This is a genomic window from Streptomyces piniterrae (genome assembly GCF_005048155.1).
GTDB lineage: Bacteria > Actinomycetota > Actinomycetes > Streptomycetales > Streptomycetaceae > Streptomyces > Streptomyces piniterrae.
In genome coordinates this window covers 386,202-411,525 of the sequence record NZ_SUMB01000004.1, presented here as the reverse complement: position 1 = coordinate 411,525, position 25,324 = coordinate 386,202, and the positions used below count along the sequence as shown (strand labels likewise).

The 25,324-nt window shown below is 68.7% G+C and carries 21 protein-coding genes; 16 read left to right on the top strand and 5 right to left on the bottom strand.

What is annotated here, in order from left to right; translation table 11 throughout:
* Positions 1-50: 50 nt before the first annotated feature.
* Positions 51-2,366, bottom strand: a complete 2,316-nt coding sequence (locus tag FCH28_RS14365; protein WP_246102825.1) for an MMPL family transporter — start codon at positions 2,364-2,366, stop codon at positions 51-53.
* A 701-nt stretch (positions 2,367-3,067) separates the two neighbouring features.
* Between FCH28_RS14365 and FCH28_RS14360 the strand changes: the two genes are divergently transcribed.
* From FCH28_RS14360 to FCH28_RS40075, 4 genes are all read left to right on the top strand, one after another.
* A complete protein-coding gene (locus tag FCH28_RS14360) occupies positions 3,068-3,301 on the top strand; it encodes a phosphopantetheine-binding protein (protein ID WP_136740258.1) in 234 nt (77 codons plus the stop codon).
* A 345-nt stretch (positions 3,302-3,646) separates the two neighbouring features.
* Positions 3,647-4,828, top strand: coding sequence for an aminotransferase class I/II-fold pyridoxal phosphate-dependent enzyme (locus FCH28_RS14355; RefSeq protein WP_136740257.1), 1,182 nt, complete (start codon positions 3,647-3,649; stop codon positions 4,826-4,828).
* A 203-nt stretch (positions 4,829-5,031) separates the two neighbouring features.
* Positions 5,032-6,255, top strand: coding sequence for a beta-ketoacyl-[acyl-carrier-protein] synthase family protein (locus FCH28_RS14350; protein ID WP_136740256.1), 1,224 nt, complete (start codon positions 5,032-5,034; stop codon positions 6,253-6,255).
* Positions 6,256-6,545: 290 nt separating this feature from the next.
* A complete protein-coding gene (locus FCH28_RS40075) occupies positions 6,546-6,698 on the top strand; it encodes a hypothetical protein (RefSeq protein ID WP_425471927.1) in 153 nt (50 codons plus the stop codon).
* Between the two features lie 1,015 nt (positions 6,699-7,713).
* Here the strand turns inward: FCH28_RS40075 and FCH28_RS14335 are convergent.
* Positions 7,714-8,013 (bottom strand): hypothetical protein, encoded by a 300-nt coding sequence (locus FCH28_RS14335; protein ID WP_136740255.1) that lies wholly within the window; start codon positions 8,011-8,013, stop codon positions 7,714-7,716.
* Positions 8,014-8,024: 11 nt separating this feature from the next.
* A complete protein-coding gene (locus FCH28_RS14330; protein WP_136740254.1) occupies positions 8,025-9,566 on the bottom strand; it encodes a hypothetical protein in 1,542 nt (513 codons plus the stop codon).
* 402 nt (positions 9,567-9,968) lie between these two features.
* On the opposite strand from FCH28_RS14330, the gene FCH28_RS14325 reads away from it, so the two are divergent.
* Both FCH28_RS14325 and trpS read left to right on the top strand, forming a co-directional pair.
* Positions 9,969-10,376: an RDD family protein gene (locus FCH28_RS14325; RefSeq protein WP_136740253.1), complete on the top strand. Its 408-nt coding sequence runs from the start codon at positions 9,969-9,971 to the stop codon at positions 10,374-10,376.
* Between the two features lie 588 nt (positions 10,377-10,964).
* On the top strand, positions 10,965-12,008 hold the full coding sequence (trpS, locus tag FCH28_RS14320) for a tryptophan--tRNA ligase (protein ID WP_187363844.1): 1,044 nt from the start codon (positions 10,965-10,967) through the stop codon (positions 12,006-12,008).
* Positions 12,009-12,134: 126 nt separating this feature from the next.
* Here trpS and FCH28_RS14315 read toward each other — a convergent pair whose 3' ends face one another.
* The gene (locus tag FCH28_RS14315; RefSeq protein ID WP_187363833.1) at positions 12,135-12,665 is read right to left on the bottom strand and encodes a hypothetical protein; all 531 of its coding nucleotides are present in this window, start codon (positions 12,663-12,665) and stop codon (positions 12,135-12,137) included.
* A gap of 458 nt (positions 12,666-13,123) precedes the next feature.
* Here FCH28_RS14315 and FCH28_RS14310 point away from each other — a divergent pair, with 458 nt between their 5' ends.
* Positions 13,124-14,662 (top strand): cellulase family glycosylhydrolase, encoded by a 1,539-nt coding sequence (locus tag FCH28_RS14310; protein WP_136740251.1) that lies wholly within the window; start codon positions 13,124-13,126, stop codon positions 14,660-14,662.
* A gap of 53 nt (positions 14,663-14,715) precedes the next feature.
* Here FCH28_RS14310 and FCH28_RS14305 read toward each other — a convergent pair whose 3' ends face one another.
* A complete protein-coding gene (locus tag FCH28_RS14305) occupies positions 14,716-15,303 on the bottom strand; it encodes a helix-turn-helix domain-containing protein (RefSeq protein WP_136740250.1) in 588 nt (195 codons plus the stop codon).
* 111 nt (positions 15,304-15,414) lie between these two features.
* On the opposite strand from FCH28_RS14305, the gene def reads away from it, so the two are divergent.
* The 9 genes from def to FCH28_RS14260 all read left to right on the top strand — a co-directional run bounded on the left by def (position 15,415) and on the right by FCH28_RS14260 (position 25,315).
* Complete coding sequence (gene def, locus FCH28_RS14300; RefSeq protein ID WP_136740645.1) at positions 15,415-16,077, top strand: peptide deformylase; 663 nt, start codon at positions 15,415-15,417, stop codon at positions 16,075-16,077.
* 219 nt (positions 16,078-16,296) lie between these two features.
* Positions 16,297-17,205: an ABC transporter ATP-binding protein gene (locus tag FCH28_RS14295; RefSeq protein ID WP_136740249.1), complete on the top strand. Its 909-nt coding sequence runs from the start codon at positions 16,297-16,299 to the stop codon at positions 17,203-17,205.
* A gap of 20 nt (positions 17,206-17,225) precedes the next feature.
* A complete protein-coding gene (locus tag FCH28_RS14290; protein ID WP_136740644.1) occupies positions 17,226-18,002 on the top strand; it encodes an ABC transporter permease in 777 nt (258 codons plus the stop codon).
* 194 nt (positions 18,003-18,196) lie between these two features.
* Positions 18,197-19,555 carry a sensor histidine kinase gene (locus FCH28_RS14285; protein ID WP_136740248.1) on the top strand — a complete coding sequence of 453 codons (1,359 nt, stop codon included), beginning with the start codon at positions 18,197-18,199 and terminating at the stop codon, positions 19,553-19,555.
* On the top strand, positions 19,548-20,195 hold the full coding sequence (locus FCH28_RS14280) for a response regulator (protein WP_136740247.1): 648 nt from the start codon (positions 19,548-19,550) through the stop codon (positions 20,193-20,195). The genes FCH28_RS14285 and FCH28_RS14280 overlap by 8 nt, the downstream gene beginning before the upstream one ends.
* Positions 20,196-20,650: 455 nt before the next feature.
* Positions 20,651-21,850 carry a S1 family peptidase gene (locus tag FCH28_RS14275; protein WP_136740246.1) on the top strand — a complete coding sequence of 400 codons (1,200 nt, stop codon included), beginning with the start codon at positions 20,651-20,653 and terminating at the stop codon, positions 21,848-21,850.
* A gap of 156 nt (positions 21,851-22,006) precedes the next feature.
* Positions 22,007-23,062, top strand: a complete 1,056-nt coding sequence (locus tag FCH28_RS14270; RefSeq protein WP_246102821.1) for an XRE family transcriptional regulator — start codon at positions 22,007-22,009, stop codon at positions 23,060-23,062.
* A 232-nt stretch (positions 23,063-23,294) separates the two neighbouring features.
* Positions 23,295-24,014, top strand: a complete 720-nt coding sequence (locus tag FCH28_RS14265; protein ID WP_136740245.1) for a hypothetical protein — start codon at positions 23,295-23,297, stop codon at positions 24,012-24,014.
* Positions 24,015-24,016: 2 nt separating this feature from the next.
* A complete protein-coding gene (locus FCH28_RS14260; protein WP_136740640.1) occupies positions 24,017-25,315 on the top strand; it encodes a sensor histidine kinase in 1,299 nt (432 codons plus the stop codon).
* Positions 25,316-25,324: the final 9 nt, after the last annotated feature.

Here is a 25,324-nt window from a genome sequence, read left to right as displayed (position 1 = left end):
CTCGCCGCCGGGCCGGAGGAGCGCGCTACTGAAACATGGCTGCGGACCGATCACTTGTCGGTGAGCCCCAGCCTGGCGTGCAGGCGGCGCAGTGGAGGCGGCGCCCACCAGTTGGCCCGCCCCGCGAGCTTCATCACGGCGGGCACGAGCACGCCGCGCACCAGCGTGGCGTCCAGCAGCACGGCCAGTGCCAGGCCTACGCCCAGGAGCTTCAGGAAGGTGATCCCTGAGGTGGCCAGCGCGATCATGACGACGGCGACGAGCGCGGCCGCAGCACTGACCAGGCGTCCGGTGCGTTCCAGACCGGCGGCGACGGCCAGAGTGTTGTCCCCGGTCTCGGTGTACACCTCCTTGATTCGCGAGAGCAGGAACACCTCGTAGTCCATGGACAGCCCGAAGGCGACGCAGAACATCAGCACCGGCATGGTGATATCCACCAGACCGGTAACCGTGAAGTTGCCGACCAAGGCACGCAGGTGGCCTTCCTGGAAGACGTACACCATGGCGCCGAAGGTCGCGGTCAAGCTGAGCAGGTTGAGCAGTACGGCCTTGAACGGGATCAGCAGGCTGCCGGTGAAGAGAAACAGCAGCACTACAGTCGTGCCGCCGATGATCAGTGCTGCCTCGGGCAGCCGGTCAGCGAGCGTGTCGCGGGTGTCCGCGAGAACTGCGGCGTCACCGCCGACGAGCACCGTGCCCGGCGCGCTGTCCGCCCGCAACCGGTCCACCAGCTTTGCGCCGGCGGAGGAGGAGGGCTCGACCGACGGCACCACCGACAGCCAGCTGGCACCGCCCGCGGCGAAGGAGGCGGACGCTGCGGAGGGGGCCGTCACCTGTCGCCCTGCGGCGTAGGAGCCCGTGACGGTGTCCACTCGGGTCACGCCCGGCATGGCCGACAGGCGGGCGGCGTAGGCGGTGACCTGCTGCTGGTGGTCGGTGCCGCTGACGGTAGGCAGGACCACGGACAGGGCGGAGTTCTCGCGGGTCGCGAACTCCTCCCGCACGAACTGTGCCGTACGGTGCGCGGGCGCGTCGGTGGGCAGGACCCGGTCGTCGATGAGGCCGAAGGAGACCCGTAGGAACGGCAGGCCAAGCACCACCAGCAGGGTGACCACACCGGCAGTGCACAACGCTGGCCGCCGCATGACCGCAGTGGCGAGCCGGTGCCAGAAGCCACCATTCCCGGTGGCCTGCCCGGTCCCTGTGCCCTGGTCGGCGCCCCTCGGTTTCGGTCCGCTCCGGAACAGCCGCCGCACGTCCAGCGCGTCGATCCGCGGGCCGAGCAGGCCGAGCGCCGCGGGCAGCACCACCACAGCCGCGAAGGCCGAGAGCGCCACCACCGCCACGCCCGCGTAGGCGAAGGAGCGCAGGAAGTACAGCGGGAAGACCAGCAGGGCCGACAGCGACAGGGCCACCGTCAACGCGGAGAACAGCACCGTGCGCCCGGCCGTGCGGACACTCTGCGCGACCGCCTCGGTGGTGCCGAGGCCGCGGGCCATCTCCTCCCGGAAACGGGTGACGATGAACAGGCTGTAGTCGATGGCGAGTCCGAGTCCCAGCGCCGTGGTGATGTTGATCGCGAAGACGGAGACCGAGGTCAGGCGGGAGAGGGCCTGCAGTACGACGAAGGTGCCCAGGATGGAGAACATCCCGATGAGCAGTGGCAGGCCGGCCGCCACCGCACTGCCGAACACGAAGAGCAGGATGAGCAGGATGACCGGGGCTGCGTACGCCTCGGCCCGGAACAGGTCCTGCTCGCTCTGCTCCTGGACTTCCGCCGAGATCTGCGCCTCCCCGGTTGCGGAGAGCCTCAGCACCTGCTGACGGCCGGTGAAACGGGGGACCAGCTCCTTCGCGGTCGCCCGTACCCGGTCCTCGTCACCGCCCAGCCGCAGGAGCACCAGCGCCGAGCGCCCGTCGCGGGCTTTCAGCGGTTGTGCCGACTCGTGTGGGGTGGTCCAGTACGACGCGGCCGACAGCACGCCCGGTTCCTGGGCCAGCCGCCGGGTGAGGTCCCGCCCGGCGGTCGCGGTCCGCGGATCGTCGACCGGTCCCGGGGCGTGGGCCAGTAGCACCAGATTGGGCACGCCCGAGCCGAAGCGGTCGGCGAGGAACTCCTGGGCCTTGGACGATTCCGCCGTCGGATCGGTGAAGCCGCCGCTGGACAGCCGGTCGGCGGCACCTCCGCCGACGGGGATGGCGGCCGCCACGGCCAGCAGTGCGGCCAGAAGCACGGGTACGCGGCGGCGGACCAGGAGCCGCCCCAGAGCGGCGAGCCGGGAGCGGACGGCCGGTTTCCCGGGGCCGGGCCCGGGTGCGGGGGACGGGCCATCCGCTGCGGTGGTGGTGTTGGCGGCTTTGCGCACGGAGATTCCTGTGGGTCCACTCGGGAGCGCTGTTTCACGGCCGAACCGCATCCACTCATGCAGATCGCGCTTTGTGTTCATGCAATGGCTCAGTGTTACATCGGTCTTAAGGGTCTGCACGTTCTGGTGGGTGCTGTAGTGGGTGCTGTAGCTGTCACAGATCAGATGGATGTCACAGATCAGGTGGATCTGGAGATGTGCGGGAACCTCCTCGTCGGTGCGGATCAGGGGGCGGTTTGGCGAGGACGCAACGGCTGGACGGGAGTGGGCGGGTGCGTGTCACGGGAGGAAGCTCGTGCCGCTGAGCGAGTGCCATCTCGGCCAGGCGTGGAGCGTCCGTGGGCGCCACGTCCGGCATGACCGCAAGTCCGAGCTGTCTGCCGGTCAACTGGTCGCCGAAGAAGGCGACGCGGAGCGCGATTTTTCCTCCCAGCGCTGGGATCCTCGTTTGGCTGGTCGGCATGCGTTCTTCGTCTCCTGGGTGCAGAATCGATTTCGTGCGGCTGGCTGTACCGGTCGTGGGTCAGGCATTGTCGACGTGCGCGAATGCTTCACTCCCCGCGCAGAATTAACAAGAAAGCGACGTGCTGCCTGAGCTTCATTTACGCGACGCAAGGGCCGTGGTGCGGGACTCCACAGAGGTTCCGGCGTCCGTGGGCTGTGTCGCGAGGGAATCACCAGTACGAGAAGGGTGTGCCTTAATGTACGAGACACTGGCCCTCCTGTTGGTCCAAGAGTTCGGGATAGCAGGCGACTTGGTTCATCCCCAAGCCAAGGCCCGAGACATCGAATTGGACTCGTTGTCTTTGGCGGAACTAGAGGTGATGGTAAAGGAGCGGACGGGAATGCAGATTGATGAGAGTGCTGTGAACCTCGACAGCACCCTCGAAGAGATCGCGGCGACTTTCGTCCCAGCCGAGGGGGCATCCTCCTAACGCCGGGATCCCACGCGTACAGTCTTGGAGTTGGCAGGCTGGCGGTGGGGATGCGCTGCAACATCGTGAGCTCCCGGGGCAATTGAGAGATCGCCTCGTTGGCTGATCGGCATGCGTTCTTCGTCTCCTGGGTGCAGAATCGATCCCGTGCGGCTGGCTGTACTGGTCGTGGGACAGGCATGGTCAGCGTGCGCGAATGCTTCACTCCCTGCGCAGAATTCACACCCCACACAAGATCCGAAGTTCGTAGTCCATGTCGCAGCAGAAACGTTCGTCACCGAATTCGGGAACTGCGGGACATGCCCGCACCGTGAAGAGGCGTCGAACCCTATCGACAGGATGATCATGACTGACTGGATCACCGATATCCCTATTCTCCACGAGTTCGTCACCCGTCGAGACATCTATCCCTATTACCTCGTCATTGAGGACCGGCCGACGCCGGGGGAGGTGATCGTCGATGGCGTACGCGCAATCAACGCAGCTTCGACGGACTACCTGGGGCTTGCAACCGATTCCGGCGTGCGCTCGGCGGCCTCGAAAGCCGCCACCAAGTACGGCACCTGTTGCACCGGTTCCCCGATGCTCGGCACCATTGGACTCCATCATGAGTTGGAAGAGGAGCTGGCCGACTTTCTCCACCGCCCTGCGGTCATGCTGACGATGACGGGGTTCCAGGCAAACCTGTCTCTGTCTGCTCTTTTCGGCACCAATCACATGGTGATCGCGGACCAGCACATCCACGCCTCTCTCGTGGAATCGGTTTCCCTCGGACGGGCTGAGCACCGCCGGTTCGGGCACAACGACATCGCCCATGCCGAAAGGCTCATGCGTACCGCCACGGACAAGGGCAAGACCCCCATCATCCTCACCGAGGGCGCATTTTCTCTCGGCGGCGACCTCTGCCCACTTCCGCAGCTTGCAGAACTGACCGAGCGCTACGGCGCCGGCCTGATCGTCGATGGCGCGCACGACTTCGGCGTGCTCGGAAACAACGGGCGAGGTATCGGCGAGCACTTCGACGCCGAGGGTGCGATCGACATCGTCACCGGCACCCTCTGCAAGGCGTTCGGATCCATCGGTGGGTTCGTCGCAGGCTCGGTGAAAGCCATCCGCAACCTGCGTCACTTCGGATCTGCCCAGATGTACTCGGCATCGCTGCCGCCGGCGTCCGCAGCCGCTGCGCTGACGGCCGTACGGACGGCTCGCGCCCGGCCCGAGCTCCGCGCCGCGGTGTGGGACTCGGCGCAACGCCTGCATCGTGGCCTGGCGCAGCTGGGGCACCGTATGCCGGCCTGGCCGGGCCCCGCGGTCGCGCTGCCGGCGGGGGAGCCCGAATCAGGCCTGAAGAAATGGCGGGCACTGCTCGACGCGGGTGTCTTCACAGGGGCATTTCTGCCACCCAGCGTGGCCGGGGACCAGCTCGTCGTCCGCATCACGGTCACTGCGGCGCACACACCGGACCACGTCGACAGGATCATCGAGGCGGTCGGGCGGCACCTCCCGCCCCAAACCGCTGCGTCCTAGTCCTCCGGCCCTTCACGCAGCCCCGGTACCGACGCTGCCCCCACCGGACCGTCGAGGACGGAGAGACAAGGCGCTCCGACTCCAGACCGAGCGCGCCCGCCCCGCGCGAACTCCCGGTCCTGGTACGCGCCGCGGCCCCTGAGGTTCGGAAGCCCGCTCGCTCAGCCACCACGTCGCCACACCCCACGACGAAGGGAACGGACATGCGCTGCGAGGCTGCTGTCACCGGCGTTGGGATGATCACCCCCGCCGGGCTCACCAGGGAATCCACCTGGGCCACGGTGTGCCAGGGACAGAGCCTGGCTCGCACGGATCCCGACCTGGCGGGACTGCCGGTGGACATCTCCTGCCGCGTCGACGGGTTCGACGCCGACGCCGTTCACGGCCGGCGACGGGCACGACGCCTGGACCGCTTCATCCACCTCGCTCTCGCCGCCGCCCAGCAGGCGGTCAGAGACGCCAAGCTCGACCCGGCCGCGTGGAACGCTCCCCGCGTAGCCGTCGTCCTCGGTGTCGGCGGCAACAGCCTGCACACCTACTTCCATGAGTTCGATGTCCTGAGCCAAGGCCACCCGGAACTGGTCTCCCCCCTGGCGCTGCCGCGGAGTGTGCCGAGCATGGCTGCCGCCGAGGTTGCCATCGCCCTGGATGCCCGCGGCCCGAATTTCACCGTTGCCAGCGCGTGTTCCTCCGGCGCCACCGCCCTGGCGGTCGCCGCCGACATGGTCACCTCGGGCGCCTGCGACATCGCTCTCGCCGGCGGCGCCGAATCAGGATGCTCGCGGATGACTGTGACCAGCTTCCAGCAGATGCACGCCCTCTCCCACCGCACCGACGCTCCGCACCTCGCCTCACGCCCCTTCGACGCCGACCGCGACGGTTTTGTCCTGGGAGAAGGCGCAGCGGTCCTCGTCCTGGAACGCCGCCAGCACGCCCTGCGCCGTGGTGCCGATCAGCGCGCAGTGCTCTGCGGACAGGCCTGCACCAGCGATGCCTACCATCCGGTGGCCCCGCACCCCGAGGGCGTTGGCGTCGAAAGTGCCCTGCGTACCGCGTTGAAGGACTCAGGCCTTCAGCCACGCGACATCGGGCATGTCAATGCCCACGGCACCTCAACTCCCTTTGGCGACAGAGCCGAGGCGCGCGCCCTGCACCGCGTCTTCGGCCCGGTGCCGCCCCCCGTCACTGCCCCGAAGAGCATTCTGGGCCACGCTCTGGGAGCGGCCGGCGCCATCGAGGCAGCCCTGACCGTCCTCACCCTGCAACACCAGCTCATCCCTCCCACCGCCAACCTCGAGCGCCAGGACGGCGACTGGGAACTGGACATCGTCACCCAAGCCCCCCGAGCCGCGGCCATCAACGCCGCTGTCAGCAACTCATTCGGTTTTGGTGGGCAGAACACTGTCCTGGCGTTCGTAGGGGAATGAGCACGCCCGACTGCAGATGACCTGGTGGCGGCCCAAGATCGCCCGCGACCTCGAGCAGCGCCTGGGGGTGCCGCTGGACGCGCTTCGGCATGCCAAGGAGCCGGAGGCGTGACGGAAGCACAGACGTCGGAACGCGTTGACGCATCGGATGCCCCGCCACCAGGCCCCGATCACGAGCCGCTTCGGCTCATGGCAGACATCCGCGTCGGATCGGCTGCATCGTCAACTCCTGTGGTGAGTGTGCGCCCTGCAAGTCGGACGAGGAGCAGTACTGCACTCAGGGCTTCGTCATGACGTACTCCTCCCGCGACCACGACGGGACCGTGACCCTGGGCGGCTACGGTCATTCCATCGTCGTCGCGGAGCGCTTCGTCCGGCGCATCCCGGATGCGCTCGAACTCGACGTCGCCGCACCGTTGTTGTGCGCGGGCGTCACTGTCTAGTCGCCCCTGCGCCGGTGGAACGCGGGCCCCGACAGGAAGGTCGCCGTGCCCGGCATGGGCGGACTCGGCCACCTCGGCGTCAAGATCGCCGCCGCCATGGGGGCCGAGGTCACCCTGCTGGGTCACTCGCCGGACAAGAAGGACGATGCCCGAGGAGGCCGCGCGGCTCCGCCATGGGCTGGAACGGATGGGCCGCTGGAAGGGGACGTGGCGGGTTCCGACCACCGCCGCGATCGACTGGGCCCGGCTGCGGCTGGGCCCGGAACCGATCAGGGCCCTGTTCATCCGGGTGTGCCGTCCGGTGGCGACCGAGGAGACGAAGCGGGGCCTGGTAACCGCCGGTGGCAGTTGGAGCCGCCCGCCAGAACTGCCTTCGCGAGATCCACCCGGCCGTCATCCTCGACGGAGGGGTTCCGCGCACGGAATGCTCGGCGAGGCGGCCGCCGCGTCAATGGCCCTTCCAGCCATGGGGTCGTCTACTGGTCGTCGGGCAGGGGTCGGAACGCGGCGTGTCTCGTCAGCAGACGGATGGCGCGACAATCCCCGCCTGCCGAGGGTGAACAGCGCGTCCGTCTTGCTTTGGTATATGTGCCGTCGTGGTCACAATAAGCGGATCTCCGCAGCTCACAGGCGATGCACCACGACCAGCCCATGTCTGCGGCTCCTGCCAGGGACTCCAATGTGCGACTACGACGGGGCCAGCTCCAATTCGGCGGTGAGTGGCGTGATCCGTGGGGTATTGGTCCAGCTCACCCCTCGGACACCAACCAAATCCCCACGGTCTCGCTGAGACCGTGGGGATTTGTCGTTGTACGGGAGGCCCGGATCGGGGGCGATCTCGTCGCGGGTCATGCGGGCGCCGGTGCCGCGTGTGGCGGTGCGGACGTCGGCCTCGACTCGGACGCGCCGGGCCTGCGCTTCCCCGATTCCACTGGATGATCACGGTGCAGGGTGTGGCCGATCTTCGCCAAGCACACTGCGGCATGGGACGCGGCCTGGCGTCGACCCAGGTCCTTCAGAGGCCCAGGAGTGCCGTCAGGGATGTGACCAGGGTCAGGACCCCGCTGCTCGCGCCGGCCCCCTCGCGGATCGTCGTCAGCCACTCCCGTGTCCGGCTCTGGTCCACGGGGCGGTTCTGGGTCGCCGCGAGGACGAGTTCGTCGCGGAGCTGTTCGGCCTCCGAGGTCTGGGCGGGCTGCTCCGCACGCACACGCTCCACCAACTCGTCCAAGTTCGCCACGAGCAGGTTCTGATTGTGGTCGCCGAAACTGTTCTGAACACCACTGACCCCGCCGTGGAAGTGGTACGTACCCATCCGCGTCCTCCTCACTTCGCCGTGTTGCCCGACGCCACCGACGGGCTCGCGCTCTTGTCGTCGGCACCCCTGCCGTCGTCGCTCCCGGCGCCGGCGCCCTGCCGGATGCCCGCCGCGAAGTTGATCCCGTGGTTGCCGAAGATGTTCTGACCGTTGATCGGGCCGCTGAAGTTGTACGTCTGGTTGTTGATGGTCTTCTTGGCGTCGCGCAGATCGGACGTGTTGATGTGGTGCTCTTCCAGGAACTGCTCGGTGGCCCGGAGGAGCGCTTGCTGGATGCGCTGGATGGCATCCTTAGCGTCCATGCGCTGGGTGTAGTCCCCCTGCCGTTCAGGGTCGGAGGCCACGGCGCGCAGGGTGCCGCCCGCGCCGTAGTCGTAGTAGCTGTGGGGGCGGGCGATCATGAGGCGACGCCACAGCAGCCGAACCGCGTCGGCGAGCCGCCGAGCCGGTCGTTGGAGCAGTCGGCGGATGGATCCGAGCAGTTGCTCCAGCAGCTCCTGGCGGGTGAACAAGGCCATTGTCCAGGCGTGTTCGCCGATGCCCAGGCGGCGGGTGGGCTTGCCGTCGAGGTGCGCGTACACGGGCGGCAGGTAGTACGCGGAGATCTCCCAGGACAGCCGGGTACGGGCCAGCCTGGCCCGTACGTGCACCGTCACGACGTACGAGCCGCGGGTCCCCACCAGCTCCAAGGTCAGGTACGTGCGCGTCACCTCGCTGGTCTCCGTGACGCCCGCCTCCACCAGGCCGGGGTCGATACGGGTGGCCGGGCGTTGCAGTGGGTCGGGCAACAGGTTCGTGCCGAGGTCCCGCACGTGGTGACCCTGGACGTAGAGGCGGTTGAGGGCGCGCAGCCCGTCGAGTCCGGCGAGGTCGGCGATGCGCTCGGTCACGTAGGCGTGCAGCTCCTGGGCGGTGAACCCTTTGATGTCGAGTTCGCGGCCCTGGTCGTCCTCGGCGGGGCGGCTGACGTCGATGCCCGGCCACACTCTCTCCAGGACGTCGATGCCGCTGCCGAGGAACGGCTGCTCACCGTCGGGTCCCAGGGCCGAGTACACGACGACGTTGCCTTCGTCCAGCTTGGCCAGCTCCGCTTCAAGGCCCGCCCTCACGGGAGCGGCGGTCTCGCGCGGTGCGGCCTGCCCCCATTGGACGACCTGCGCGATCCGCCACAGGACCCAGCCCCAGACGTACACGAGGATCGTCCCAACGACGAACCCGCCCAGGGCGAGGCGCAGACAGGTGCCCAGACGGGCAGGGTCCCGCTCGACGACGGCGGCGATGCTCCCCGCCACACCCGCGAGCAGTGCGGCGTGGCAGAGCACGAGCGTCGCGTCGCGCAGCAGGAACAGTCGGCCGGCACGGCGGGCGTGCCGGACCACGGCGACGAGGTCGATGCCCTGGGGCTGGCCGTGTGCCCGGAACCTCTCGGTGACGAACATCCTGGTCATGGCAACGGCGAAGTCCATGCGCCGGTACGCGTGTCCGCACAGCTTCCGCGTGACGGCGTCCGCCGAATACTGCGGCAGAACGCTTTCCCCCCGTTGCTCCATCAGTTCCCCCTCTGGTGAGCAGTCTCACGATAAGGGCGCGCCGCCCGCTTGTCCCCGGAACGAACCCGTCAAAAACAGCGGCACGCTGTTCCGTCTCGCACCGCCGATCCCCGATCCCGCCGGCAGCCGGCAGCTTGCATCCTGCAGCCTGCAGATCAATCCGCGCGCGGAGATCATTTCGATAAGCGGGCGTAAATGTCCCGCGAGGCGAGCAGGGAACAGGCGCTGACATATACTCCGCGCCTGTTCGCCCCGTGCGTGGCCGAAAGAACGGCTACAAGATCGAAAGCGTAAAGAGAAATGCTCGGACGCATGTCATCGGGCGACGACCTCGGTCCGCTTCAGCCCTTTCCCTGGATGGCTGTCGGATCCCGATCGCGGCCCGGTTCCCCGGCTGACACCATGCGGCGGGGCTTCGCCGTGGCCATCGACCTGGCCATCACCGTCGTCGTCATCCTGGGTCCGCTGATCGCCGTCGACCGGATCCTCGAGGCGGCCTCGGCGGGGGATGTCTGGCTGCCCTCGGCCGCCGTGTGGACGCTCGCCTTCCTGTTGCTGTACTCGCCGCTGAGCGTGTCCCGCTGGGGCGCCACGGCGGGCAAGCGGCTCCTCGGCATGGAGGTCGTCCGGGACACGGATGGCGGACGCCTCTCCTACGGCGCCGCGTTGGCGCGCCACCTGAGCAACCTCGTGATGGTCACGGTCCCGGTGTTCCTCGTCGCCAACGCGACGGCGACCAACCTCAGCGAGAAGAGGCAGAGCCTGCACGACCGGCTGGTCGGCAGCAGGGTGGTCATGCGCGGCCGGTGAGCGGCAGAAATCGGCACCCCACCATTGCGCAGATATCAACCGTCACTGAACTGGGTGCTGGAAATGACCTGCGTTGAGAAGAAGACCTCAGTCTCTGTGACTGGGGCGCGGAATTGACCTGTGGCTAGCGGTGTTGGTGTTGGTGCTGGCCGGGCGTAAGGCGTCGACACGTATTCACCGGAAGCGCTGGTTTCGGCGGTTGTGCGGTACCGGGTGACATCCCGCGTGCTGGGAAGCACCCCTCACTCTCCGATGGATGGGTGGGGGCTCCCACCCTGCGAGTGCGACCCAGCCGCCGGCGCGGCGCCGCGCAGCCTGACTATTTCACCCGGATCACGGCAGCTGACGTTACGATGTGCCCATGCATCTTTCGTCGTGTCTGAGCTGGTGGCGCTCCTTGTAGGAGCGGCCGCCTCTCATGCATGACCCCCGGGCCGTTCGGATGGACGGCCCTTTTGCGTCCCCTGGACCAGGGCTCGTCTCACTCCGAACGGCGAGACCGACCCACCAGGAGACCTCGTGAACACCACACCCCAGACCGTAGACCCCGACACGTCCGCCTCAAGTCCCTCCGCCGACACGCTCGGGATGTCCGCCGTGCAGGCCCGCAGCGCGGTGCTGGAAGAGCGGATCCTCAAGGATCCCGGACAATTCCGTGTGCTGACAGGCGATCGCCCAACCGGCCGCCTGCACCTGGGGCACTACTTCGGCACGCTGCAGAACCGAGTACGTCTTCAGGACCTCGGCGTGGAGATGTTCGTGATCATCGCGGATTACCAGGTCCTGACCGACCGCGATGTAGCGGACAACCTGACCACACACGTCGAGGAACTGGTGCTGGACTACCTCGCCATCGGCGTGGACCCGGCGCGCAGCACGATCTTCACGCACAGCGCCGTCCCCGCCCTCAACCAGCTGTTACTGCCCTTCCTCAGCCTCGTCTCCGTCGCCGAGCTCAACCGCAACCCCACGGTCAAGGACGAAATCAACCACTCGCGCCAGTCCGCCGTCAGCGGCCTGATGCTCACCTACCCCGTCCACCAGGCCGCCGACATCCTCTTCTGCAAGGGCAACCTGGTCCCGGTCGGCCAGGACCAGCTCCCTCACCTCGAACTCACCCGCACCATCGCCCGCCGTTTCAACGACCGCTACGGCAATGGCACAGCCGTATTCCCCCAGCCCGATGCCCTGTTGTCGAGCGCACCACTTCTGCTCGGCACGGACGGCACCAAGATGAGCAAGAGCCGCCGCAACGCCATCACGTTGGCTGCCGACGCCGATGAGACCGCCCGTCTGCTCAAGAGGGCCAAGACCGACTCCGAGCGCCACATCACCTACGACCCGGCCACTCGCCCCGATGTGTCCTCCCTCCTCCTGCTGGCGGCCCTCTGTCTGGGCCGCACCCCCCAGCAAGTGGCCGCCGACATCGGCTCCGCGGGAGCTGCCGCGCTGAAAAAGACCGTTACCGAGGCGGTCAACGAGTACCTGGCCCCGATCCGGGCCCGCCGAACCGAGTATGCGCAGGACCGCGCCTACCTCCGCCAGACACTGCGCGAAGGCAACGAGCGAGCCAGGGCTGTGGCTGACGCCACTCTGGCCGAGGTGCGTGCCGCCATGAACAGCCATTACTGACAATTCCCGGCCCGGTGCAATACCGCCGCCGCCCTCTTGTGACGAATAGGGAGGCGCCAGGTCTCTTGCCAGGACTGCATCGGCATGCAGCCGCGCACCCCTCCGCCTCGTCCCCACCGCGTTGTCCTAGCGGGTGTTCCCGTCGTACTCGTTGTCCCACCGATTCATCCGTACGCATCCGCATGTGCCCGTCGCGACGATCAGCGCTGCCAGGCCGCCGATCGCCCATCCGTACGAGCCGGTCTGCATCTCGTCCGCCGGACCGGCCGCGCCCTCGGGGTCGTACAACACCTGGACTTCATCGCCTGGCTCAACCCGTTCCGCATCACAGCCGTCGCCCTCCCCCAGCCGAGGGGAGATCTCCTGGCCGTCGCGAGTGCGGAGCGTGCACTTGTCGCTCTTGAGGTCCTCGACCTCGACCACGACGGCCTTGGTCCACCGGCCACGGTCCTGCATTGCCCGATCGTCGCCGGCCCCGTAGGAGACGACGGCAAGCCCGGCTGCGGCGATGACGGTGATGACGAGCTCCCAGGCCACCTTCCGCTTCTTCCGAGGGACGCGGCGGAACCAGAAGACCGGCACCAGAACCAGCGCCAGGGGGATCAGCAGTGCGGAGAGGAGGAAACCCGCGCCGCGCAGCGGAGCCGGCAGGGGCACGACCGGCGAGCACCACATCAGGGTCGCCGAGGCCGCAGCGCACGCGCTGTTGAACAAGAGCCAGTGAACGGGGCCCGTACGGCGTCGCGGAGGGAGGTTCTCGGCCGACTGGGACGCTCCGCCGGCTCCTGTCGCGAGCCCGCGTATGTTCTTGTCCCCCGTCATGCGCTCCCTCTCCCTCTCCGTCTGCGTCGGCCTGTTGTCGGACGAGGGTACGGGGTGCGGAATCCGGACTGATCGGCGAGGTCTCTGGTCAGGTGGCTACTGGACGGGCGACCCCGTCCAGGGCGTGCGGGAGGGACGACGTCATCGCCGTCGATACGCCGCCGGCGGCCCTTGCGGTTGAGGCACTCCCGCGTCACCTCGTGCCTGGTGGTGGTTGATGGCGTCCTCTGGGTAGATAGCGGCTGAACCGCTGAGCTGACTACCCGTCAAGTTACTGTTGTCAGGAGGGCGTTATGCGTATGTGCCGCGCCGCCACGATCATCGCCCTAGGGCTGGCCCTGCTGTGTGCCGCCCCGACCAACATCCCCGCCGCGGCGATGGGAGTGACCGCGCCGACGGCCGTTGAGTCCGAGTCGACTTTGCTCCAGTCCGAACCGACGGCCGCCCAGCGCGGGCAGGGCGCTGCCTGGCCCCTCCCCTCCGGCACCGTCACCTCGCCCGACGGCCGTACGCACTTCACCGACCGGCACGGGCGCGTCCTGCGGCTGCGCGGGCTCAACCTCGGCAAGACCGACACGGTGACCGAGGAGCGCGTCGCGCGGGTGGCGAGCGACGGCTTCGGAGTGATGAGGCTCAATATCCAGTGGGAGAAGGTCGAACCGCACCGCGGACGCTATGACATGGGCTATCTGAGCTACCTCGACCGGGTTCTGGGCTGGGCGGACCGCCACCGGGTGCTTGTCCTGATCGACTGGCATCAGGATGTCTTCGGCCCGGCGTTCGGTCACAACGGCATGCCCGCCTGGGCCACCCGCACCGACGGGCTGCCCTTCGAGCCCAACCCCGACGACTGGTTCGCGGACTACTTCCAGCCCGCTGTACAGGCCGCTTTTACGCACCTGTACGACGACCCCGATCTGCGCGTCGCCCAGACCGCCGCCTACGCGAAGGTCGCGGCGGTTCTGTGTGGACACCGCTCGCTGCTGGGCTACGACCTGTTCAACGAGCCCTTCGGGCCGATTTCCGGCGACCCGACCAATCCCGACGACCAGGTCGAGGCATCCGCCGCCCTGGAGCGTGGGCGTCTGGCGGCCATGTACCGGCGGCTGATCGACGCCGTGCGCTCCGTCGACCCCGATGCGTGGCTCTTCCTCGAACCCACCGTCCTGGTTGGTCAGGGTGTCCCCACCAGCCTGCCCGGCTTCGACGACCCGCGACCCGGCGCGGATCGCCTCGGCTACGCGCCGCACTACTACGACACCGCCGTTGAATCAGGAGCCGACTGGGACCCCTCGGGCCGCTTCATCGAGAACTACGAAGCCGCCATCGGCGGCTACCCTGCCGCTCACCGGCTGCCGGTGCTGGTCGGCGAATGGGGTCCGCCGCAGGCGACCACACCGGGAAACGCAGAGCTGATGCGGCGTCAAGTGGGTTCTATGGACCGCTTCGCCTCGGGCTGGGCCCTGTGGTACGGCTGCCGTGCCAACAACGGCGGCGGCTACTGCGCCTACGACCGCGACGGCAGCCCCGCCCCCGGAAAGGAGCCGGCCTTCGCTCCGTACGCACCGGCGGTGGCGGGCACCCCGGACACCGAGTCCTACACCCCGGCCACCCGGACGTACACCCTCACCCTGACCGCCGACCGCACCACACGGCGCGCCTGGACACTGCTCTCCTTGCCCGCCACCGCCTTCCCCGACGGCGCACGGGTGTCCGTCTCCGGGGCCGGGCCGGCGGTGGTAGTGGTGGCCGACGGTCCTGGCAGGGCCAGACTGCTGCTCCCGACAACTCGGCCTGGAGCCACGGTGCGGGTGACGGCAAGCGCCCGCTGACCCGCGCGGTCGACCGCTCCCAGCGCGTTTGCCGTTGAGCAGTACTCGGCTTCTCAACCCTGGTCCGTCTGGTCCGTCCCGTCTGTCGCGTGGGGCAGCAAGGGGAACAGCCGGGTGATGAGGGCCACCGGTCGGGCGCCGTCAGGCCGTGCGAGAGGGCGTTGTTCGCGGTCCTGGTAGGGGGCGAGTGCGCGTCGGATGGTGTCCGCGAGCCGGCTCATCTCTTCGGGCGTCAGGTAGGCGACGGCGCTGAAGGCTTCGTCGTGGCGCCATTCGGCCGGTGCTTGGTCGCGTTGGGCGAGCCAGCGTTGCCAGCTCTCGTCCTCCAGTCCTCGGGCCAGGTCGCCGAACTGATCCTCCGCGGGTGCAGTGGCGGTGGGTGTGTGCTGCCGCAGGCGCCAGGGGCGTGCGCGACCCCCGTTATGAGGGGCCTCTTCGATATGGCCGTGCCGTGCGAGCTGCCGCAGGTGGAACGAGCAGAGCCCAGAGCTGTAGCCGAGTTCGGCGGCGGCTTCGGTCGCCGTGACGGTGCCGACTTCCGCCAGCAAGTCCAGTAGGGCCGTGCGGACTTCGTGCTCGCGCAGTTCATCGCCGGTGTCCCGCGTCTGGTCGGGCTGGGAGTTGAGGTCATCTTCGGTCACTTTGCAAAGTCTGCTACTTTGCAAAGGCCTTGGCAAGCGGTTCTCGCTCGGAGGCATCAGGCCGCGGTGACGTCCGCGGCGTCTGTGGCATGCGCAGAAGGGGAGACAGCGATGCCTGTTCGTCACGATCAGTCCCGTCCCATAGACCGGCGAGTCCGGGTGCAGGGCCGACCCGTCGACTCGTATCCCGCTCTGCCGCCGGAGGCGGAACGGGGTTCGGTGCGCCGGGTCACGGTGGTGGGTGAGGAGGTCCTGAGCCGTCCGTGCCAGGAGGTGGCGGACTTCGGCTCCGCCGAGTTGTCGGCGTTGATCGACGACATGTTCCTGACGATGTATGTGGCCGACGGTGCCGGCCTGGCCGCCAATCAGGTAGGCGTCGACTTGCAGTTGTTTGTGTATGACTGCCCGGACGACTACGGGATCCGGCATGTCGGCCACATCATCAACCCCGTCCTGGAACTGCCCGATCCGGGTAGCCGCCGACTCGTTGACGAATTCGAGGGCTGCCTGTCCGTGCCCGGTGCCGCCATGGCGGTTCCTCGTACGGATCGTGCCGTCGTTCGTGGGCTCGACAAGGACGGCAACTCCGTTGTCATCGAAGGAACGGGGTACTTCGCGCGGTGTCTGCAGCATGAGGCCGATCACCTCTTCGGTCACACGTATCTCGACCGGCTGTCGAAGCGGGACCGTAAGGATGCGCTGCGGCAGATGGCGGAGCGTCGTGAGGATGTCTTTGCGCAACGCGAGGTCAAGGCTGCCGGTTTGGGGCGGTGAGGCGCGGTACCTGGCGTACGGGTGAGGCCGGTCAGCCCGTCGCGCACGGCTGGGTGGCGGACCTGCGGTGGACGTCGGCCCGGGTGGTCGGCGTGATGGCGCGGCGCTGCCATGCCTGCTTGGGCGACCGGTCGTACCCCGGCATCAACCGATCGGTTGATGCTGCTTCGAGCGCGATGGGCGATGTTCTCGGCGGCCGTGCCCGACGATGCTCGAAGCATGTCAGTCATCGAGGTCAGCGACCTGCGCAAGGTCTACGGCGGCCGGGCCGTGGTCGACGGGGTGTCATTCTCCGTCGAGGAGGGCGAGATCTTCGGGATCCTCGGCCCCAACGGTGCCGGTAAGACCACCACCGTCGAATGCATCGAGGGACTCCGCATCCCCGACGCCGGATCCGTCAAGGTCGCCGGGCTCGACCCGAACACCGACCACGACCGCGTCACCCAACTCCTCGGCGCCCAGCTCCAGGAGAGCGAGCTCCAGGCCAAGCTCACCGTCCAGGAGGCGCTTGAGCTCTACAGCTCCTTTTACGAACGGCCCGCCGACTGGCGACCGCTGGCCCTGCGCCTCGGTCTCACCGAGAAGCTCGGCACCCGCTTCGGCAAGCTGAGCGGTGGCCAGAAGCAGCGTCTCTTCATCGCACTCGCCCTGGTCGGCGGCCCCAGGGTCGTCGTACTCGACGAGCTCACCACGGGGCTCGATCCCCGGGCCCGTCGCGACACATGGCAGCTGATCGAGGAGGTGCGCGCGAGCGGGGTGACCGTCCTCCTGGTCACCCACTTCATGGAGGAGGCGCAGCGGCTCTGCGACCGGATCGCCGTGATCGACCAGGGCCGGATCGCCGCCCTCGACACCCCGGCGGGTCTTATCAGCAGGTCCGCGAGCTCGACGGTCATCTCCTTCACACCGTCGCGCCCGCTCGACCTGCGCGAACTGGCCGAGTTGCCGGCCGCCGCCTCCGTCTCGGCCGACGACAGGGACGGCCGGGTCTCCATCAACGGCACCGACGAGACCGTGAACGCGGTGATCACACTGCTCGCCCGCCACCACATCACAGCCCATCAACTCCGGGTCTCCGACGCGACGTTGGACGACGCGTTCCTGGACCTGACGGGAGCCACGACATGAGCCACGACATGAGCCACGACATGAGTACGGCCACCGCTGCCGCCGCCACCGCTCGCCCCGCCGCGGCCCGCGCCGTCCTGAAGGCCGAGGCGCGGCTCTTCCGCCGCGAGCCGGGCGGACTGTTCTGGATCACGGTCTTCCCGACCTTGTTGCTCGTGGTGCTCGGCTCCATCCCGAGCTTCCGCGAGACCAACGCCTCTCTCGGCGGACTGCGCCTCATCGACGCGTATGTCCCCGTGTCGGTTCTGCTCGCCATGATCATGGCCGGACTGCAGGCCATGCCGCCGGTCGTCACCGGCTACCGCGAACGCGGCATCTTACGCCGGATGTCGGCCACCCCGGTGCGGCCCGGCGCGCTGCTCGGCGCGCAGATGGGGCTGCATGGCGCGGCCACCTTGGTGTCCGCGGCGCTGACCCTGCTCGTGGGCCGCCTGGCCTTCGACGTACCACTGCCGCGGCAGATCTTCGGATACGTCCTGGCTCTCGCCCTCGCCGTTCTGGTGATGCTCGCCCTGGGCGCTCTGGTGTCGGCGCTCTCCCGCACCCAGAAGATCGCGGGCGCCGTCGGCTCGATCGTCGTCTTTCCGATGATGTTCAGCGCGGGCGTCTGGCTTCCGGTGCAGGCGATGCCGGACACCCTGGCCCGCATCGTCGAGCTGCTGCCGCTCGGCGCCGCAGCGCAGGCCCTGGGTGAGGCCACGGTGGGCGACTGGCCCTCCTGGCACCAACTCGGCGTACTCGCCCTGTGGACCGCGGTGCTCTCCGCGGCCGCGGCCCGCTGGTTCCGCTGGGAGTGACGGCCGGGGTGAGGGGTGGGATGACGGTCGGGGTGAGGGGCGGTGTGACGGGTGGTGTGACGGGTGGTGTGCAGGACACTGGGGCCATGGTGAGCCACACGGGTACGGAACGGACACGGACACGGACACGGAACGAGCAGCCCCTCCCGCATTCTCGGACCGGGGACGCGGAGGCAGAGCCCCCGAGCCGGCCGATGGGACCGCCCGAACTCGATCCCGCTGCGCCCACTCCGCCCGCCGCGCCCGCTTCACCCACCGCACCGACCGACTCCACGGCCCCCACCGCCCCCGCCGCCCTGCGGGCCGTGCAGGCCCACGCCTACGTGGAGCAGCGCTGGGGGTCGTTCATACGCTGGGGCCCCTACGCCTTCCTCGGCGTCGGCACCCTCCTGTCGGTCGCCACCGCCGCCCCGCTGATGAGCACGGGCGACCGGTACGCCGCCGCGGCCCTCGTCCCCGTAGCCCTCGCACTCCAGCTGTGGTGGAGCCGGGCGAACCGCCGGCACACCGGGCCGTCCGTCGCGAGCACCGTCTACTACGCGCTGCGTTGGGCCCTCGCCTTCACCCTGACCTGGCTCAACCCGCTCTTCGCCTTCTACGCCGTGCTGGGCTACTTCGGCGCCGAACGGCTGCTGCCCCGGCGCCTGGTGCGCATCGGCTTGATCGCGACCGCCGTCATCATGGCGGGATCCAACTCCGGTGGTCTGCCGCCGAGCGGACAGACGGGCTGGCTGCTGTTCGGCGGTGTGCTCGCCGCCCATATCGGACTGCTTTACGTCTTCAGCCACCTCTCCGCCCAGGAGGAGGAGCGCACCCGCGTCCAGGCCGACACGATCGCCGAACTGGAGGACACCAACGCCCGGCTACAGCAGGCACTCGACGAGAACGCGGCCCTGCACGCCCAACTCCTCGTCCAGGCAAGGGAAGCCGGTGTCAGCGACGAGCGGCGCCGGCTGGCTGCCGAGATCCACGACACCCTCGCACAGGGCCTGACCGGCATCATCGCCCAGCTCCAGGTCGTCGCGAACGCCACCGACCCGGCCCTCGCCCGGGGCCACCTGGACCGCGCCGCCGACCTGGCCCGGCACAGCCTCGGCGAGGCCCGCCGCTCCGTGCAGAACCTCGGCCCGTTCGCCCTGGAGCACCACGCGCTGCCCGAGGCCCTGAAAGCGACCCTCACCGAATGGGCCGGGCGGGTGGGTGCCCGCGCCGAGTTCACCGTCACCGGCACCGCCGAACCGCTGCACGAGGAGATCGAGGGAACCCTGGTCCGCATCGCCCAGGAGGCCCTGTCCAACACGGCTCGGCATGCCAAGGCGACTCGCGTCGGCGTCACCCTCTCCTACATGGACGACGAGGTCGCCCTCGACGTACGCGACGACGGCCATGGCTTCGACCCGCTCGCCCTCCCGCCCCGCAGCGGCTCCGGCGGCTTCGGCCTCGACGGCATGCGTGCCCGCGCGGAACGCGTCGCGGGCACTGTGGAGGTCGAGTCGGAGCCGGGGCACGGGACGGCGGTATCGGCCCGCGTACCGTTGGTGCGCCATGACTGACAAAGACCCTTTGATCACTCTTCTCATCGTCGACGACCACCCGGTCGTACGCGACGGACTGCGCGGCATGTTCGAGTCGGCCCCCGGGTTCCGCGTCCTGGGCGAAGCGGCCGACGGCGTCGCCGCCGTCGACCTGGCCGAGCGACTCGACCCGGATGTCGTCCTGATGGACCTGCGGATGCCCGGTGGCGGCGGTGTCGACGCGATCACCGAGATGACCCGCCGGGGCGCCCGCGCCAAGGTCCTGGTCCTGACGACGTACGACACCGACTCGGACACGCTCCCCGCGATCGAGGCGGGCGCCACCGGCTATCTCCTCAAGGACGCGCCGCGCGAGGAGTTGTTCACGGCGGTACGGGCGGCGGCGGAGGGCCGCACCGTACTGTCACCTGCGGTGGCGTCCCGCCTGGTGACGGCGGTACGCACACCTTCGGCCTCCGCCGGCGTCGCGCTGTCCGCCCGGGAGCGGGAGGTTCTGGCGCTGGTCGCCAAAGGGACCGCGAACCGGGAGATCGCACGGGTGCTGTTCATCAGCGAGGCGACGGTGAAAACGCATCTCACGCATGTGTACGGAAAGCTGGGCGTGAACGACCGTGCGGCGGCGGTGGCGGTGGCGTACGACCGGGGGATCCTCGGCTAGCGACAAGGCGGGGGAGTCGATGAGTCAGACCGGCACCAGCACCGGAGCCGGAGCCGGGGCCGTGACCGCGAGCGCGCTTTAGCGACGGAAGCACCATTCCGTCGGACCCCGATCAGCCCGAAGCCGAACAGGGCCGCCTGCAAGGCGTCGGCCAGCGGGATCTCCATATGCCACGCCAACTCCGCGCAGAATTACCACAGTTCGTCACGGCTCGTATTCCCGTGTGCGTGGACGGTCACGAATTCACAGTTTTTCGCAACTCTGTTGAAAAGAGGGCCGGGTAAGAACCTTGTCTCGAATATCACGGCTACGACAGGGTTTGGTCCGCGGCGATCGGCCCCCACCCGCGCCGCCAGACAAGCGCCTGCCCTGTGAAACATGGTGAAGCCCTTGGACTTCCAGTGTGTTTCAACCCCCCACCTGGGGCGCTTGTTCTGCGACTGGAAGGAACAACCTTGAGAGACTCCCGCAAGTATTGTCTTGCCATCGCAGTCGGCGCCCTGCTTTCGGTCTCCGTTGCCACCGGTGCACAGGCAGGGAACTCGACCTCCGAGTCGCCGCGCTACGAGCCGCAGATGGTCAAGGCCCTGGCCAAGTCGCTTGGCGTGAGCGAGAAGGCGGCCGTTGAGCGGCTGGACCGGCAGGCGCAGCAGCAGAGTGCGCTCGCCGGGTTGAAGAAGGACGGGGTCGAAACGGAGGGCGCGTTTTTCAACAGCAAGGGGACGTTGACGGTTAACGCGTCCAACGGCAAGATCGCTGCGGCGATCGAGGACTCGGGTCTGAATGCTCGGGTGCCCGAGCGCGGCCAGTCTGCCCTGGGCCGTATCAAGACCGAGCTCGACGCCATGGCCACTAAGCGGACACCCACCGGCATCTCGTCCTGGTCGGTCGACCTCGCCTCCGACACCGTCACGGTCGAGGTCAACAGCGACAAGAGTGCGGCGGCCCGTGCCTTCCTCAAGGCGGCGAAGGCCCATGGTGATGCGGTTCGCGTCGTGCGGGGACATGGGAACGTGTCTCCGCAGAGCGCGATAGCCCCCGGCAGCAAGATGACGATCGGTGGCGGCCCCGGCTACTGCTCGGTCGGTTATGGGGCGAAGGACTCCGCCGGCACGCAGTACCTGGTGACCGCGGGCCACTGCGTCGAGAACCTGCCCGACCTGCAGTACGACGGAGAGCACTTCGCCAAGGGTGAGAAGACCCGCTTCGCGTCGGGCACCAACAGCGTGGACATGGGCATAGCCAAGGTGGACTCCGACGACTCCATAACCACCGAGGTCGGCACCTGGAACAGCGCCGGTGACATCGCGGTCAGCGGTAGCGAGCGGGCCGCTCCGGGCGCCGACATCTGCAAGTCGGGCGCTACCACCCATTGGACCTGCGGCAAGGTCACCTCGTACAACGTGTCCGTCACCTACGTCGACGCCAACGGCGGTCCCGATACCGTCGTCACCGGTCTCGGCAGCTCCTCGGTCTGCACCCAGGGTGGTGACAGCGGCGGAGCCTACATCTCGGGCAACCAGGCCCAGGGCATGACCTCGGGTGGCCCCAAGACCCAGCAGTGCACCGGCGAGGTGAACTCGCCGGGTTCCTCGTACTTCCAGCCGCTCGACGACGCCCTGTCCCACTACGGGCTCACGCTCAATACCAACTGACAACACCAGCTGATTCACTTCCGCCCCACAGGACACAAGGGCCGCTCGCCGGATACGGTGAGCGGCCCCCGTGTTGTTGGCAGAGGGTCCCGCGACATCGCTGGTCATCACGAGGCAGCGGCGGCGCGGCATCGTGCGAACCATCGGAGACACGTCATGGCCGAGACGCCCCACGACCGAGCCCATACCAATTCCACCGCCACCACCGAGGCCGGCACCGCCGCACCAGCCGGTTCGGAACCGTCCGCCGGCCCCGAACCGGCCGCCGACTCCGACGGCAACTCCTTCCGCTCCTTCCGAGCCACGCCCGCCACGGCCGAGTCCCCGTTCGCGGAGGCCTTCCGTGAGGCGCTGCGGCAGCGCGGCCTCGGCCTGGAGCGGGTGCGGGACCGGCTTGAGGCCCTGGGCATCAGCATCAGCCTGGCCACCCTCAGCTACTGGCAGCGTGGCCGCAGCCAGCCGGAACGCCTCCAGTCGCTGCGTGCCGTGGACGCGCTGGAGACCATTCTCGAACTACCCGAAGGCGCCCTGCGCTCGTTACTCGGACCGCACCGCCCACGCGGCCGGGTCATGGCGGAGCCGCAGGACCTGACCGCCTCACAGCGCGTCTTCGGTGAGAACTCGGTGGAAGAGCGGGCGCTGGGCGAGGCGTTCGCGCAGTTCAACGAGGACGTCAGTCCGGTGGTCATCAAGGAGACCTTGCGCCTGGACGAGCGCCGGTGCATACGCGAATACTCCGTGAACCAGGTGGTGCGCGCCACGCGCGACGGCGCGAGACGGGTGACCGCGGTGCACTGTATCGACGACGCCGCCGCGGAGTCGGTCGACGTGGTCGTCCGCTGCGGAATTCCCGGCACCGTGCGCTTTCACCCGGAGCTGCGCACCGTCGTGGTGGAGATCCTGTTCGGCCGGGAGCTGGCCAGGAATGAGACCGCGTTGATCGACTACGACATCCTGCTCGGCCGATGCCAGCGGATATCCACGCACCACGAGCGCCGAATGCGGGTGAACCTGCGCGAATACCTGCTGCATGTCTATTTCCACGCGGCGGCTCTGCCCCTGACCTGCCATCGCTATTACCGCGAGCACATCGGCGCGGAAAAGCGCTGCACCAGTCGAATAGCGCTCGACGCACTGCACACGGCGCACATGCTGCCGGTCAGATGCCCGGCGGGCGTACACGGTATGTCGTGGGAATGGCCCGACGACTGAACCCATGCGGACTCATAGACAGCCGATGCACACGCAGGAGAGGGCCGGCATGGTGCTTTCAGGCGCCGGGTATCGAGCGGGTGAGGGGAGCCGCGCTGGTTCGGCGACAGGTTGTGCAAGGGATGGGTTACCGTCGGCAGACCTGTCGGACCGCCGCAGAGTGACTCGGAGAGAATGTTTGGCCTCGTACGTCTCAGCAGCCGGGCCTTCCGGGCCTTCCGGAGTTAGCGCCGTGCCCGTGGTCCGCGGCCTGCGCTCGGCCCCTGTCGCCGTACGAGCGGTGGCGCTGGCGGTCGTGGTGGCGGGTACTGCGGCGCTGCTGGGCGGGTGTGCCGAGGCCGGTGCGCCCAAGAGCGCGGGGCATGCCGCTGCCGTCACCGGTCCGGCGGAACTGTGGCCCGACAGCAAGCCCGCGCCCCCCACCCCGCCGGCCACGGGCGGGGAGGAGACGCCGAAGCCACTGACCGCGCTGCCGCGGGTGCCCTCCGGGGACATCCGGAAGCTGTCCGCGGGCTCCGTCCTCCTGGCGCAGGTCGACGCGGACATCCGCCGCGGCGTGCCCGTCTTCGAGAAGGACGAGGAACGCAGGATCCGCGCCTGCGCCGGCAAGCCGGGCTCGCGCTCGTGTCCCGTGCGGGCCCCCGAGTACCACGATCTGACCGGCGACGGGAAGGACGAGCTGATCGTCGGCGTTGAGAGCGGAGGCCACCTCCTGATCATCTATGCCTACACGGTCAAGAACGGGGTGGTGAACTCCATCCTGGACTCCACCAGTTACCCGCAGTCGGTGGAGGTAGCCGACCACAAGCTGGTCATCCATGAGCCCGGGGACGCGCCCGACTACGAGAGCCGTACGGTCTACGCGTGGGATGCGCGGCACCAGGTCATGACGATCCAGGACGTGGGCTACGGCCGGCGGACCCCGGCCTCGGCGACCCCTTCGGGCCGGTGACCGTGCACGATTCCCGGCCGCGTCCGCCGCGGTGGCTGCCCGCCTGGACGGCGACGCTCTACTGGAAGACCACCGTCTTCATCACCGTCATGTGCTGTCTGCTCGCCACGGTGCTGGGCATCCTGGTGCATGTGATGGTCGATCGCCAGACGCAGGACCGTGCGCGCGGCACGGCGCTGGCGGAACTGGACCGCAGCATGTCCGCGTACGTCGCCGGGGAACCGCTCGCCCCCAACGTCGCGGTGAACCCGCCGGACCTGCCCGCTCCGCTTCACGAGATGACCGTGCGGGGACACGAGCGCGGGACCCAACTCGCCACGTACCGGGGCAGCCCCACGATGTGGGCTGCCACCCCCGTCGCAGGGGGCAAGGTGCTGGCGGTACGGCTGGACTACAGCGAACAGGCGGCCTCCCTTCGCGGTCTGGACGGGGCCATCATCGGCTCCTCCGCCGCCGCGATCGGCCTCACCCTGGCGGCCGGACTGATCTCCGTCTCCCGCATCACCCGCCGGCTGCACCACACCGCCCGTGTCGCCCGGCGCATCAGCACCGGCGACCTCGACGCCCGAGTGAACGACCCCCGCGCCCAGCGCCCCGACCGTCCCCAGGACGAGCCCGCGGCCGTGGCGACCGCGCTCGACGCGATGGCCGCCAGCCTCCAGACCAGGCTGAACAGCGAACAGCGGTTCACCGCCGACGTCTCCCACGAGCTGCGCACGCCGCTCGCCGGCCTCCACGCCGCAGCCGAGCTGCTCTCGCCCGGCCGCCCGACCGACATGGTGCGCGACCGCGTGCGGACCCTGCTCGGGCTGACCGAGGACCTGCTGGAGATCTCCCGGCTCGACGCCCAGGTCGAGAGCGCCGACCTCGACAACCACCAACTGGGCCCACTGGCCGAACGCGCGGTAGGGGCTACCGGTACGACCACGGAGGTCTGCGTCGCACGGGACGCCCGGGTGGAAACCGACCGGCGCAGGCTCGAACGCGTCCTGGGAAACCTCGTCGCCAACGCCCACAAACACGGTCGGTCGCCTGTCGTGGTCACCGTCGACGCGCCTGTCATCACCGTGCGGGACCACGGCGACGGCTACCCCGCCTACCTCCTCGACCAGGGCCCCCAGCGCTTCCGGAGCCAGTCGGGCGGGTCGGATGTCGGCAAGAGGACCGGCCACGGCCTGGGCCTGACCATCGCCGCCGGCCAGGCCCATGTTCTCGGGGCCACCCTCCGCTTCTCCAACGCCCCGGACGGCGGAGCCGTCGCCGAACTCCGTCTCCCGCCCTGTCCGGACCAGCGTCGATAGAGGTTCGGT

Coding starts and splice junctions, on each gene's coding strand:
- FCH28_RS14360 (WP_136740258.1), top strand. CDS start 3,068: ATGTACGAGACACTGGCCCTCCTGTTGGTCCAAGAGTTCGGGATAGCA.
- FCH28_RS14355 (WP_136740257.1), top strand. CDS start 3,647: ATGACTGACTGGATCACCGATATCCCTATTCTCCACGAGTTCGTCACC.
- FCH28_RS14350 (WP_136740256.1), top strand. CDS start 5,032: ATGCGCTGCGAGGCTGCTGTCACCGGCGTTGGGATGATCACCCCCGCC.
- FCH28_RS40075 (WP_425471927.1), top strand. CDS start 6,546: ATGACGTACTCCTCCCGCGACCACGACGGGACCGTGACCCTGGGCGGC.
- FCH28_RS14335 (WP_136740255.1), bottom strand. CDS start 8,013: ATGGGTACGTACCACTTCCACGGCGGGGTCAGTGGTGTTCAGAACAGT.
- FCH28_RS14330 (WP_136740254.1), bottom strand. CDS start 9,566: ATGGAGCAACGGGGGGAAAGCGTTCTGCCGCAGTATTCGGCGGACGCC.
- FCH28_RS14325 (WP_136740253.1), top strand. CDS start 9,969: ATGCGGCGGGGCTTCGCCGTGGCCATCGACCTGGCCATCACCGTCGTC.
- trpS (WP_187363844.1), top strand. CDS start 10,965: ATGTCCGCCGTGCAGGCCCGCAGCGCGGTGCTGGAAGAGCGGATCCTC.
- FCH28_RS14310 (WP_136740251.1), top strand. CDS start 13,124: ATGCGTATGTGCCGCGCCGCCACGATCATCGCCCTAGGGCTGGCCCTG.
- def (WP_136740645.1), top strand. CDS start 15,415: ATGCCTGTTCGTCACGATCAGTCCCGTCCCATAGACCGGCGAGTCCGG.
- FCH28_RS14295 (WP_136740249.1), top strand. CDS start 16,297: ATGTCAGTCATCGAGGTCAGCGACCTGCGCAAGGTCTACGGCGGCCGG.
- FCH28_RS14290 (WP_136740644.1), top strand. CDS start 17,226: ATGAGTACGGCCACCGCTGCCGCCGCCACCGCTCGCCCCGCCGCGGCC.
- FCH28_RS14285 (WP_136740248.1), top strand. CDS start 18,197: ATGGGACCGCCCGAACTCGATCCCGCTGCGCCCACTCCGCCCGCCGCG.
- FCH28_RS14280 (WP_136740247.1), top strand. CDS start 19,548: ATGACTGACAAAGACCCTTTGATCACTCTTCTCATCGTCGACGACCAC.
- FCH28_RS14270 (WP_246102821.1), top strand. CDS start 22,007: ATGGCCGAGACGCCCCACGACCGAGCCCATACCAATTCCACCGCCACC.